The sequence below is a fragment of the Gemmiger formicilis genome (assembly GCF_018784445.1).
Classification (GTDB): Bacteria; Bacillota; Clostridia; order Oscillospirales; family Ruminococcaceae; genus Gemmiger.
In genome coordinates this window covers 1-11,948 of the sequence record NZ_WQOH01000092.1, presented here as the reverse complement: position 1 = coordinate 11,948, position 11,948 = coordinate 1, and the positions used below count along the sequence as shown (strand labels likewise).

Sequence of the window (11,948 nt, the reverse complement as noted above, 5' to 3'; positions counted from 1 at the left end):
GTGATACATAGAACTTCCAACGGGCAGCAACTCCCTGTTCCCCATCACGCAAAAAAGAGATTGTCTTGGAAGATGGCAGGAAAAGTGATTGGCAGGGTGCTTCTGGCACTCCTGCTCATCCTCCTGCTGCTGGCAGTCTTCGGCACAGCCGCCCATGCTGCCGGACTGGTGGATGATACGGTGGACGCTGCCAACGAATACAGCAAATATCCTCTGGACAACTACCAGCTTGATTTTTATGTGGACAGCGGATGGGACTGGCTCCCGTGGAACTGGCTGGACGGTATCGGAAAACAGGTGATGTACGGGCTGTATGCCATCACAAATTTTATCTGGACAATCAGCCTGTACCTTTCCAACGCCACGGGGTATCTGATTCAGGAAGCCTACTCGCTGGACTTCATTTCCTCTACGGCGGATTCCATTGGGAAAAATATGCAGACCCTTGCAGGCGTTACCACAGGCGGCTTGTCCTCGGAGGGATTTTATATCGGGTTCCTGCTGATTCTCATTCTGGTGGTGGGGATTTACGTTGCCTACACAGGGCTTATCAAACGGGAAACCACAAAAGCCATCCATGCCGTTGTGAATTTCGTGGTGGTGTTCGTGCTGTCCGCTGCCTTTATCGCTTATGCTCCTGATTATATCGGGAAAATCAATGAATTTTCCGCAGACATCAGCAATGCCAGCCTGACCCTTGGCACAAAGATTGTGCTGCCGAACTCGGAAAGTCAAGGAAAAGACAGCGTAGATTTGATACGGGACAGCCTGTTTTCCATACAGGTCAAGCAGCCGTGGCTCCTGCTGCAATACGGCAACTCGGATGTGGAAAACCTTGGGGCTGACCGCGTGGAACGCCTGCTCTCAACCAGCCCAGACGAAAACAACGGGCAGGACAGGGAAGAAATCGTGGTGGAGGAAATCGAAGACAGGGAAAACACCAACCTTACCATCACAAAAACCATCAACCGCTTGGGAACCGTATTCTTCCTGTTTATGTTCAATATCGGTATCTCCGTTTTTGTATTCCTACTCACGGGGATAATGATTTTTTCACAGGTGCTTTTTATCATCTACGCCATGTTCCTGCCTGTGAGCTTCCTCCTCAGCATGGTTCCCTCTTTTGAGGGGATGTCCAAACGTGCCATTACAAAACTGTTCAATACCATCCTTACCAGAGCCGGAATCACCCTGATTATCACGGTAGCGTTCAGCATTTCCACCATGCTCTACAACCTGTCTGGGGAATATCCGTTCTTCCTAACGGCGTTCTTGCAGATAGTGACCTTTGCCGGAATTTATTTCAAGCTGGGGGATTTGATGGGGATGTTCTCCTTACAAAGTGGGGATTCCCAAAGCATGGGGAGCCGTATCATGCGAAGACCCCGTATGCTCATGCACGCCCATATGCACCGTTTACAGCATAAGTTAGGACGTTCTGTGGCGGCTCTTGGGGCTGGTACGGCTGCCTACCACGCAGGAAAACAGGCTGGCTCAGACCAGAGAACTGCTTCCAGCTCCGGTTCTTCCAAACGGACACAGGCAGACCACAGCAGACCAGATGGGCAGGCAGCACCGGAAAAGGAATCCGCATGGAAACGGGCTGGTTCTGCGGTAGGTGCGGTGGCAGATACCAAAGATAAGATAGCCGATACTGCCGGACAGCTTCGGGAGCAGGCAAAGGATTTGCCTGTCAATGCAAAGTACGCTCTTTACCACAGGAAAACACAGGTATCAGAGGGAGTACGGGATTTTACTTCCAGCGTGACCCAGACCCGAACTGCCAGAACCGAACAGCGGAACGCACAGGCAGAAAGCCGCAGACAGACCATTGCAGAACGCATGGCGGAACTGGAACAGGCAAAACAGCCGCAAAAGACAGCTTCCGAAGTACCCAAAGGGGCGGCTCCTGTCCATGAACGCCCTGTTACTGCAAAGCAGCCGGAAGATTTCCGACATCATGCAGATACCTCTCATACAGGAAAGCCAGCTATACAGCCAACTTCCCCATCCATCAGGGAACGGGGACAGGTTTCTTATGGGGGAACTGTGGCAGAACGGTCTTCGGTTCCGGTGGTAAAAGCGGCTTCCATCCACCATGAACAGACGCCGCCTGTAAGGACAGAACGCCAGATAGACCCTCCGGCTTCCCCAGACAAACCAGATGAAAGACAAAAGACAACTACTACACCTGCTGCTCCCCCTCCGACAAGACCTGTCCAGAATGATACGGCTCCTGTGATACCGGAAAGAAAACGGGCTGCCCCTGCGGTAAAAGAATCCAACTTTACCATCCGGCGTACCACCGCCAGAAAGGAGTGGACAAAAACAGTAACAGCGGCGTCCAAACAGAAGAAAGGGGAGAAGCCATGAAGTTAAGACACCTTTTCTTTGCCTGTTCCGGCGTGTTCGTGATGATGTTCTCCCTGCTCCTTTTGGTGGTGATTGTCTTCTCGGATGAGGAAGACGGAGGAAGCGGCGGAAACCTTATCTATGGGGGCGTGAGCGTATCACAGGAAGTCCTCGCCCATAAGCCTATGCTGGAAAAGTATGCAAGGGAATATGGCATAGAGGAATACTTAAATGTGCTGCTCGCCATCATTCAGGTGGAATCCGGCGGCACGCTGGAAGACGTTATGCAGTCCTCGGAATCTCTGGGGCTTCCCCCGAACTCCCTTAGTACAGAGGAATCCATCAAACAGGGCTGCAAATATTTCTCGGAACTGCTCGCAGCGGCAGAAGCAAAGGGCTGTGACTTAAACAGTGTGGTTCAGTCCTACAACTATGGCGGCGGTTTCCTAGACTATGTGGCAGGACGTGGGAAAAAATACACCTTTGAACTGGCAGAGAGCTTTGCAAGGGACAAATCCGGCGGAAAGAAAGTCACCTACACCAACCCTGTTGCCGTAGAGAAAAACGGGGGCTGGCGGTATTCCTATGGAAATATGTTCTATGTCCTCTTGGTATCGCAATACCTGACCGTGGCACAGTTTGATGATGAAACGGTACAGGCTATCATGGAGGAAGCCTTAAAGTATGAGGGCTGGACGTATGTGTACGGGGGCGATTCCCCCTCCACTTCCTTTGACTGTTCGGGACTGGTGCAGTGGTGCTATGGCAAGGCAGGAATCACCCTGCCACGGACAGCACAGGAACAGTACAATGTGACGCAGCATATCCCCCTGTCCGAAGCAAAAGCAGGGGATTTGGTCTTTTTCCATTCCACCTACAATGCTGGAACCTACATCACCCATGTGGGGCTGTATGTGGGAAATAACCGGATGTACCATGCCGGAAATCCCATTGGTTACGCAGACCTGACAGGCTCCTACTGGCAACAGCACCTTGCCGGAGCCGGACGAATCAAACAATAAGAAAGGATGAACCGATATGATTCAGATTAGAAAAGAGGAAAACCAGAAAAAGCAGAAAGAAAAGAAACTGAAAGTCTACAAAGTCAATACCCATAAGAAAACCGTGATTGCCCTGTGGGTGCTGCTGGCAATGAGCTTCCTGTTTGCCGTCTATAAGAATTTCACGGCGATAGACATTCACACTGTCCATGAAACGAAAGTGATTGAGGAACAAATCCTCGACACTCACAAGATAGAGAATTTTGTGGAGAATTTCGCAGAAGTCTACTATTCATGGGAACAGTCCGCCGCTTCCATTGACAACCGGACAAACGCTTTAAAAGGGTATCTCACCGGAGAGCTGCAAGCCCTGAATGTAGATACTGTCCGAAAGGACATCCCCGTATCGTCTGCCCTGACCGATTTTCAGATATGGGAAATCACAGAAGAAAAGGAGCAGCATTATCAAGTGACCTATACGGTGGAACAGCGTATCACAGAGGGGGAATCCAGTAAAACCGTCCGTTCCGCCTATCAGGTGACAGTCTATGTGGACGGCTCTGGAAACCTGACGATTATCCAGAATCCAACCATTACCAGTGTTCCCGTAAAATCCGGTTACACTCCCAAAGCGGTACAAAGTGACGGTACGGTGGATTCCATCACCACAGAGGAAATCAACGAATTTCTCACCACCTTTTTCAAGCTGTACCCTACGGCAACCGCAAAGGAACTGACCTATTATGTAAATGAGGGTGTGCTGAAAACTGTGGGAAAAGAGTATATTTTCTCGGAACTGGTAAATCCGGTTTATAACCGAAACGGAAATCAGGTGACAGCTTCCATTGCAGTAAAATATCTGGATAACCAGACCATGACAACACAGGTATCACAGTTTAACCTTGTACTGGAAAAGAACGGGGAAAACTGGAAGATTGTGAAATAAGCTATATAAAACAGAAGACACATTGTATTTCTCAAAAAATTACAATGTGTCTTCTCATTTTAAAATTCTGTTCTGGACATTCACCTGTCCTCTGCTTCGACTTCGGCTATCTCTTTTGCTGTGGCGGTGACTACCCGTATTCCTTTCTCACTCATACTATCAAGCAATGTATCAAGTTGTCTGCGTTGTGTATCTTTTTCCGCGGATTTATTCGGAAAAAAGAATTGGTCTACGGATATATCATAACGTGTTACAAGCTCATAAAAAATTTGTAAACTCGGCTGTTGCCCTTTATTCTCAATATTAGCAAGATAACGTGGTGAGATATACATTTCATCACTTACTTTCTTGCGGCTCTCTTTTCGTTCGGTTCTCGCTGCTTTGATAGCTTGTCCGAAAGCCTTAAAGTCATATTTAGCTGTTGGTCTTTTTGCCATATTTATTCACCCATATACATTCTACTGTTCCTCTTTCATACTGAATACGTCTATACAGTTCCTATTTGTAGCCATAATAATTCATATGTTTGCACTTGCTATTATTCGTATGTCCGACTATAATTATGATAATATAGTTTATAGAAAGGACTGGGACTGTTATGGAATATATGTCTTGCCCCGAAGCAGCTAAAAAATGGGGCATTTCTGAACGACGAGTACAGATTCTTTGTAAGGAAGATAGAATACCGGGAGTTTCAAAAATCGGTTATATGTGGTTGATACCAAAGGATGCAGAAAAACCTGTTGACGCAAGGAGAAAGGAGTTTAAGCATGAGTAACTTATTACTTTTAGAAGATGATATTAGCTTAATAGACGGGTTGCATTACTCTCTAAAGAAAAATGGTTTCTACGTTGATATTGCCCGTACTGTTGAAGAAGCAGAAAAGCAATTAGCACAAATCGAAAAATACGATTTGCTTATTCTTGATGTGACACTGCCGGACGGAACAGGCTTTGAGGTTTGCGAAAATGTGCGGAAACATAACAAACAGATACCGATTATCTTTTTGACTGCTTCTGATGAAGAAGTCAATATTATTCGTGGCTTGGATTGCGGCGGGGACGATTATGTTACAAAGCCCTTTAAGTTGGGGGAACTATGTTCCCGTATTCGTGCCTTGTTACGACGTGCAGGAGTAACACCGCAGGACAAGGCAAGTGTATTGAAATGCGGGGACATTTCGATTGACTTTTTAAGTTGCCGCGTAATTTTGAACAATAAAATACTAGAACTGACAAACGCAGAATACCGTCTGCTTTGTCTGTTAGTACGAAATGCAAATCGCATTGTTTCCAGAGATATTATTCTAAATGATTTATGGGACGGTACAGGAAATTTTGTTGACGATAACACCTTATCGGTTTATATCCGGCGGCTTCGCGAAAAAGTGGAAACTGACGCTTCCCACCCGCAGCGCTTAATAACCATTCGCGGCTTTGGTTATCAGTGGAAAGAGGTGTAAGTATGAATATTTTTCGTGACAAGCAAATAAAACATTTTTCTCTTTTTATTGCTATATACAGTATTTTACTTGTGGGAGTTTCTACATGGTTTTCTATAAATCAATTAAATACAGCAAAGTCTATGTATCTGGAACATGATAGAGCTATTGTATCTGCCTTGTTGGAACAGGAGGTTTCAAAAGAAGTAATTGCCAATGCTATTTCTTCCACAGATATAAGTACCGCGGGAATGGAATTTTTAGATAATTTGGGAATTACCACAAATACGTTTGGTAGCTTGTTGCCACATTTTTCCCAGTTTCAATATCACTTTTTGCGTATAGCATTAGGAGGGGGAATTTGTCTAGTGATAATTCTTGTCATTGGGGTTATTTCTTTCCTACAAATTAGAAATAATCTATATCGACAGTCTGGAAAAATTATAGATAACTATATTAACAATGACTATTCTTGTCATTTACCGCAAGACAGTGAGGGAGACCTTTTTCATTTATTTGCATCTGTTGAACAGCTTGCAACTATGCTTAAAGCCAAAAGTGAAACAGAACATAAAACAAAAGAATTTTTGAAAAGCACAATTTCAGATATTTCACATCAACTGAAAACTCCATTAGCAGCTTTGATGATGTATCAAGAAATTATAGAAGCGGAACCGGATAATACTGAAACAGTAAAAAAATTTTCGCAAAAAACCGGAACCGCCTTAAAACGAATAGAACAGCTTATTTTGTCTATGCTTAAAATCGCACGTTTAGATACTGGAAATATTCTTTTTGACAAGCGTACCTGTCTTATACAGGAATTAGTTAAAAACGCTATCAGTGAACTTACAATAAGAGCTACACAAGAAAAAAAACAGATTATTGTAAATGGAACATCTAATCAAGTTATTATGTGTGATATGGATTGGACAAGTGAAGCGATTGGAAACCTTGTAAAGAACGCGTTAGACCATACAGAAATAGGAGGAATAGTAAAGATTACTTGGGAAAGTACACCAACTATGATACGAATTTTAGTTTCTGATAATGGAAGTGGAATTGCCCCGGAAGATATACACCATATTTTCAAACGCTTTTATCGCAGTAAATATTCCCTCAACACTCCGGGAATTGGATTAGGACTTCCTCTTGCAAAATCTATTATAGAGGGACAAGAGGGGCTCATTTCTGTTCAAAGTGTTTTACATGAAGGTACTACTTTTTCAGTTTCTTTCCTTACGAAATCGTAAGGTGAAATTCACCGGATTGTAAGCTGTTCCTGTTATCCTTTAAGAAAGGAGGTCTATGATTTATGGAAATTTTAAAAGTTGAAAATTTATGTAAAACTTACGGGAAAGGCGAAGCAAAAGTAAATGCTTTAAAAAATGTGTCTTTCTCACTTGAAAAAGGGGAATTTGCTGCTGTTGTAGGTGAATCTGGTTCTGGAAAAAGTACTTTGCTTAACTGCATCGGTGCTTTAGATACGCCGACTTCGGGTTCTATTTTTATTGACGGGCAAAATCTGTTTTCTATGAAAGAAGAAAAACGGACAATTTACAGACGACGCAACATAGGATTTATTTTTCAGTCTTTCCAGCTTGTGTCTGAGCTGAATGTAGAACAAAATATTATTTTCCCTCTACTGTTAGATTATCAAAAGCCAGACCCTAAAAAAGTAAACGAAATCCTCAATTTACTTGGATTGGCAGAACGCCGCTATCATTTACCGAGACAATTATCCGGAGGACAGCAACAACGAGTAGCGATTGGGAGAGCTTTGATAACACAGCCAAAACTAATTTTAGCCGATGAACCGACGGGAAATCTCGACAGTAAAAATAGTCAAGACGTTATTGATATGCTTATCAGTGCGTCAAGACATTTTAAACAAACAATTTTGATGATAACGCACAATAATAATTTAACATCTTCGGTTGACAGGGTGTTTCGTGTGAGCGACGGTATTCTTACAGACTTAGGGGGGACAGCAAATGAAGCATTATCTTAAACTTGTCCCTATATCAACCAAAATCCACCGCAAGCAAAGTAGAATGACCCGTATTTGTATTACTCTTGCGGTTATTTTGGTTGCTGTCATGTTTGGTCTTGCCGATATGTATTTACAGGGTGTTACGCAACACGAAATAGAGAAAAGCGGAAACTGGCATTATGCGTTTCATGCTATTAATTCGCAGACAGCTTCCTTTATTTCAGCTCGTCCAGAGGTAAAAATTTCCGGGTGGCATAATACAGTTTCTTCCGAAGCAGGATATTTTATTAAAGAACAGCCTATTACTATCAGCGCGCAAGATAAAGGGGTTTTTGAAGATATATTTCTGAACGGGATTGCAGAGGGAAAATATCCAGACGCGCCAAACGAGATTGCAATATCTTCTTCACTTAAAGATACTGCCTCTGTTTTGTTGAATGATACAGTTGAATTGTATAATCTGAACGGAAGTGTGGCAGATTATCAGATAGTTGGCTTTTTAGACGATACAAAAACTTCACACTTGATTGCTGAGAATTTGCCGATTGTAGTAATGACACCAGAGGGCTTAGGAACGCTTGCTGTTTCTAACGCGAATGAAAGTTATGTCGCCCAGTTTTCACATTTATGTAATATACCGGACGCAATCAATGATATAAAAGCAGCCAATCATCTGACTGATGAACAGATAACCGGAAATACACCTCTTTTGAGCATACAAGGGCAAATAGAGGGGAAATCAGGTGTAAATCAGATTTATCAAGTAGCCTTTATTCTTTCCCTTATTGTCATGCTGACTTGCATTTTGATGATTTCAAGCAGTCTAAACAGCAATGTCGCAGAGAGAACAGAATTTTTTGGTATGCTCCGGTGTCTGGGGGCAACCAAAAGACAAATAATGCGATTTGTATGTTTAGAGGGGCTGTATTGGTGTAAAACGGCTATTCCCATTGGAATTATATTCTCCATTGTGATTGTTTGGATTTTGTCTGCCGCCATGCGGGTAATAAGTCCAGAATGGTTTTCTTCAATGCCGATTTGGGGTATTAGTTGGATAAGTATAGTTGCAAGTATTTTGTTAGGATTGCTGACCGTTTTACTGGCTGCTCGTTCTCCGGCAAGAAGAGCCGCAAAAGTTTCTCCGCTTACCGCTGTATCAGGAAATGCTGGACAAATAGCTACATTTCACAAAGCAGCTAACACAAAGACATTTAAAATTGAAACCGCATTGGGTATTCATCACGCAAAAGCAAAGAAAAGAAATTACATTTTAATGACAGGGGCATTTGCTATCTGTATTACATTGTTTCTCACGTTCAGTACACTTGTTGATTTTATGCAAAATGCTTTTGTGCCCCCGGTTTATACGCCGGAATTATCCATAGCAAGTGAAACTAATACTTGTTCGATTGAGAGCGAAATGTTAGCACAGATTAAGAAAAATGATGATGTCAAGCGGGCATACGGGCGTATGTTTGCTTATGATGTTCCATCAGAAAATAGTGGAAAAAGCTACAATGCAAATCTTATTTCCTATGAGGAAAATCAATTTCAATGGGCGGCGGACTCTTTGGTAGCAGGTTCCATAGAAACAGTTATGCAGCAAGAAAATCAAGTGCTATTCGTACAGACGGGAAATGTTAATGTACAAGTTGGCGACAAGATAACTTTATCTATCAATAATACGAAAAAAACTGTTACGGTTGCAGGAATTTTGTCTGATAGCCCCTTAGCCCGTGTAAAGGGTACGGAAACCTTTTTCTGTTCGGAAGCAACCTTTAGCGCACTGACCGGAGAAACTGGCTATACTATTATCGACATTCAATTTGAGAACAACGCTTCCAGTGAAGATGTAAACGCAATTAAAAACATATTTACTAATGGTGGCGTAATATTTTCAGACAGCCTTTCTCAAGTGCAGCAGCAAAGAAATCTGTATTATACTTTTGCAGTTCTTGTTTACGGCTTCCTATCTATTATCGTTGCGATTACCATTTTCCATATTATGAATACAATCAATCTGGGAGTTGCCGCAAAAATGAAAGAATACGGAAGTATGCGAGCGATTGGAATGAGCAATCGCCAACTTATAAAAATGATAATCGCAGAAGCAGGAACCTACGCAATAAGCGGAGTGATTTGGGGTTGTATCATTGGACTTCCTATGCACTGGGTTATCTATGTAAGTCTTATAACAAATATTTGGGGAACAGCATGGAGTGTTCCGTTTATTCCCCTTATACTCATAATCGCTATTGTACTGTTGACTTCTCTTTTGGCAGTTAAAGGACCTGCAAAACGGTTACAGCGAATGTCTATCGTCGAAAATATTAGTGCACAATAATCTTTTGAGAGGGGGAATTTCAAAAGTGCCCCCTCTTTTTCTATCTTACAAATCCGTAAGCTAAAATTCATCTTAAAGTAAGTTGATATTGATAAAATAAATCAAAACATAATATTTGTTTGTTATCTGCCGGACGACGGCAAAAGAAAAAAAGCCGTCGTAACGCAGACAGATTTTCACGTGCTTTTGAAGCGGTGGCTTTGATTTTTAGAGCCGCCGCTTCTTTTTGTCTATTACTGAACCAACAATGACGCAGAATATAAATAGCGGCATTTAGGAGGATTGCCGCTATGGGGATTTCTTTGCTGCTATATAACGTACATAGGCTACATTCATTAAAAAAAGTATAGCTCCTCCACTGTGGAAGTCCAACTTTGAATATGAACTGACAAGTCATATTTATTCTACTGTTATTTCTCATGCACTCATTTTTATTTTAAAATGGGTGTATTTTTTTATTCAAAAATGCAACTGTGCCCCCTGTCCTGTCGGGACTAAGAGCGAAAAGGGGGAAAGAAGCAGAAATTCCTATCAACTCGCTCCCTTTCAAGGCTGGAAAGGGGGTGAGCAATGATGAAGCCATCTGAATTTCAGACAACCATAGAGAACCAGTTTGATTATATCTGTAAAGTCGCTATGGACGATGAACGCAAAGACTATTTCAAAGCGTTGTCCAGACAGTGTAAACGGGAAACCCTGTTCTGTGATATGGACAATTACACCGTCAATCTGTTTTCTTCCGAAGACACCTATCCCTCCCATTTCCATACTTTTGAAATGGATGGATTTACTGTCCGCATTGAAAACAGCCTATTAGCAGAAGCATTAGAAAATCTGGATGGAAAGAAACGTGACGTTATCCTGAGATATTATTTTCTTGGATTTGACGATACGGAAATTTCAAAAATTCTGGAAGTCAACCGTTCTACCATTCAGAGAAGAAGACACGCCGGACTGAAATTTATCAAAAAATTTATGGAGGACGAAGCATGACAGCAAAGCACCCTATGATTCCGTTTCCTGTGATTGTAAGGGCTGCGGACGGCGATATTGAAGCAGTCAACCAGATTGTACGCCATTACAGCGGTTTTATTGCCAGCCGTTCCATGCGTCCCATGAAAGACGAATATGGGAATACCCACATGGTTGTAGATGAAACCCTACGCCGCCGGATGGAAGCACGTCTGATTGCAAAGATTTTATCTTTTGAAATCAGGGAACCAAACTAAAAATAACGCTCTCCTGTGGAAGCATGGACAAGCCCATGCTTCCCAGACAGAGCTTGCCAGTCTATTAAAGTGCATTATCACCAGTGCACTTTAACAGGCTGACAAAGCCGGATTGTTCCTTGAAAAAGAAAGCGTCTAATCAACGCAGCATAAAGCAGCCGAATACGTTTCGATAGAAAGAGAGCCGTTGGGCTGGCACGCCGTGACCCACCAAAGGAGGGATGAAACCGGATAGCGATTCCTGCCAGCGTTCCATAAGCAGCTTACCGCAAAAGCTGCCGCCATGACCTTTCTATCGTGATAATGATACTTCCGTACAGCCTTAGTCTGTGTGATGATGTAGCACCGCTGACAAAGGGTACGGCTGGATGAGAACCATGCAGGGGTGAGATTCCCATGAGCTTTAGCGAAAGCTGTTCGGCTTGCTTATATACTATTTTGAATTATAATTTTTCATTCAAAATCAAATAACTATTTGCAGGAAATACAATCTTAATATTACTTTTGCCATAAAATCTGATATAATATAGACAGATATTGAGGGTTCCATATCTGGTCTATGGAAAGACTAACTATTAAAAGTCAAGCCCCAAAACAAAATTTTCGAGAGAAATTTTAAGGTGGTGAAAATTGGTATAGCA

General features: G+C 42.7%; 12 protein-coding genes. 10 read left to right on the top strand and 2 right to left on the bottom strand.

The features are described 5' to 3' along the window. Nucleotides 1–72 precede the first annotated feature (72 nt). The 3 genes from GPK89_RS15110 to GPK89_RS15100 are packed head-to-tail and all read left to right on the top strand — an operon-like array spanning nt 73 to nt 4,299. Nucleotides 73–2,373 carry a CD3337/EF1877 family mobilome membrane protein gene (locus GPK89_RS15110; RefSeq protein WP_235812373.1) on the top strand — a complete coding sequence of 767 codons (2,301 nt, stop codon included), beginning with the start codon at nt 73–75 and terminating at the stop codon, nt 2,371–2,373. Further along, complete coding sequence (locus tag GPK89_RS15105; protein WP_055227208.1) at nt 2,370–3,374, top strand: lysozyme family protein; 1,005 nt, start codon at nt 2,370–2,372, stop codon at nt 3,372–3,374. Before GPK89_RS15110 ends, GPK89_RS15105 begins: the two co-directional genes overlap by 4 nt. Nucleotides 3,375–3,390: 16 nt before the next feature. Then, complete coding sequence (locus GPK89_RS15100; protein ID WP_215694394.1) at nt 3,391–4,299, top strand: conjugal transfer protein; 909 nt, start codon at nt 3,391–3,393, stop codon at nt 4,297–4,299. An 80-nt stretch (nt 4,300–4,379) separates the two neighbouring features. Here the strand turns inward: GPK89_RS15100 and GPK89_RS15095 are convergent, their stop codons facing one another. Then, nucleotides 4,380–4,736 carry a helix-turn-helix transcriptional regulator gene (locus GPK89_RS15095; protein ID WP_055227211.1) on the bottom strand — a complete coding sequence of 119 codons (357 nt, stop codon included), beginning with the start codon at nt 4,734–4,736 and terminating at the stop codon, nt 4,380–4,382. Nucleotides 4,737–4,897: 161 nt separating this feature from the next. Here GPK89_RS15095 and GPK89_RS15090 point away from each other — a divergent pair, with 161 nt between their 5' ends. From GPK89_RS15090 to GPK89_RS15070, 5 genes are all read left to right on the top strand, one after another. Further along, on the top strand, nt 4,898–5,077 hold the full coding sequence (locus tag GPK89_RS15090) for a helix-turn-helix domain-containing protein (protein WP_055227213.1): 180 nt from the start codon (nt 4,898–4,900) through the stop codon (nt 5,075–5,077). Continuing rightward, complete coding sequence (locus GPK89_RS15085; RefSeq protein WP_055227215.1) at nt 5,070–5,762, top strand: response regulator transcription factor; 693 nt, start codon at nt 5,070–5,072, stop codon at nt 5,760–5,762. Before GPK89_RS15090 ends, GPK89_RS15085 begins: the two co-directional genes overlap by 8 nt. A gap of 2 nt (nt 5,763–5,764) precedes the next feature. Beyond that, a complete protein-coding gene (locus tag GPK89_RS15080; RefSeq protein WP_055227217.1) occupies nt 5,765–6,994 on the top strand; it encodes a sensor histidine kinase in 1,230 nt (409 codons plus the stop codon). Between the two features lie 62 nt (nt 6,995–7,056). After that, a complete protein-coding gene (locus GPK89_RS15075; RefSeq protein ID WP_055227219.1) occupies nt 7,057–7,752 on the top strand; it encodes an ABC transporter ATP-binding protein in 696 nt (231 codons plus the stop codon). Next, the gene (locus GPK89_RS15070) at nt 7,736–10,078 is read left to right on the top strand and encodes an ABC transporter permease (RefSeq protein WP_055227221.1); all 2,343 of its coding nucleotides are present in this window, start codon (nt 7,736–7,738) and stop codon (nt 10,076–10,078) included. The genes GPK89_RS15075 and GPK89_RS15070 overlap by 17 nt, the downstream gene beginning before the upstream one ends. A gap of 67 nt (nt 10,079–10,145) precedes the next feature. On the opposite strand, the gene GPK89_RS15065 is transcribed toward GPK89_RS15070, so the two are convergent. Then, nucleotides 10,146–10,499, bottom strand: coding sequence for a hypothetical protein (locus tag GPK89_RS15065; RefSeq protein ID WP_147335461.1), 354 nt, complete (start codon nt 10,497–10,499; stop codon nt 10,146–10,148). 149 nt (nt 10,500–10,648) lie between these two features. Here GPK89_RS15065 and GPK89_RS15060 point away from each other — a divergent pair, with 149 nt between their 5' ends. Both GPK89_RS15060 and GPK89_RS15055 read left to right on the top strand, forming a co-directional pair. Continuing rightward, nucleotides 10,649–11,071 (top strand): sigma factor-like helix-turn-helix DNA-binding protein, encoded by a 423-nt coding sequence (locus GPK89_RS15060; protein WP_082424893.1) that lies wholly within the window; start codon nt 10,649–10,651, stop codon nt 11,069–11,071. Beyond that, complete coding sequence (locus tag GPK89_RS15055) at nt 11,068–11,307, top strand: helix-turn-helix domain-containing protein (protein ID WP_055227224.1); 240 nt, start codon at nt 11,068–11,070, stop codon at nt 11,305–11,307. Before GPK89_RS15060 ends, GPK89_RS15055 begins: the two co-directional genes overlap by 4 nt. Nucleotides 11,308–11,948: the final 641 nt, after the last annotated feature.

Bases quoted from the DNA above. Each gene is read 5' to 3' on its own strand.
- GPK89_RS15090 (WP_055227213.1), top strand. From the start codon at position 4,898: ATGGAATATATGTCTTGCCCCGAAGCAGCTAAAAAATGGGGCATTTCT.
- GPK89_RS15055 (WP_055227224.1), top strand. From the start codon at position 11,068: ATGACAGCAAAGCACCCTATGATTCCGTTTCCTGTGATTGTAAGGGCT.
- GPK89_RS15085 (WP_055227215.1), top strand. From the start codon at position 5,070: ATGAGTAACTTATTACTTTTAGAAGATGATATTAGCTTAATAGACGGG.
- GPK89_RS15110 (WP_235812373.1), top strand. From the start codon at position 73: ATGGCAGGAAAAGTGATTGGCAGGGTGCTTCTGGCACTCCTGCTCATC.
- GPK89_RS15095 (WP_055227211.1), bottom strand. From the start codon at position 4,736: ATGGCAAAAAGACCAACAGCTAAATATGACTTTAAGGCTTTCGGACAA.
- GPK89_RS15080 (WP_055227217.1), top strand. From the start codon at position 5,765: ATGAATATTTTTCGTGACAAGCAAATAAAACATTTTTCTCTTTTTATT.
- GPK89_RS15070 (WP_055227221.1), top strand. From the start codon at position 7,736: ATGAAGCATTATCTTAAACTTGTCCCTATATCAACCAAAATCCACCGC.
- GPK89_RS15100 (WP_215694394.1), top strand. From the start codon at position 3,391: ATGATTCAGATTAGAAAAGAGGAAAACCAGAAAAAGCAGAAAGAAAAG.
- GPK89_RS15105 (WP_055227208.1), top strand. From the start codon at position 2,370: ATGAAGTTAAGACACCTTTTCTTTGCCTGTTCCGGCGTGTTCGTGATG.
- GPK89_RS15065 (WP_147335461.1), bottom strand. From the start codon at position 10,499: ATGAGAAATAACAGTAGAATAAATATGACTTGTCAGTTCATATTCAAA.
- GPK89_RS15075 (WP_055227219.1), top strand. From the start codon at position 7,057: ATGGAAATTTTAAAAGTTGAAAATTTATGTAAAACTTACGGGAAAGGC.
- GPK89_RS15060 (WP_082424893.1), top strand. From the start codon at position 10,649: ATGATGAAGCCATCTGAATTTCAGACAACCATAGAGAACCAGTTTGAT.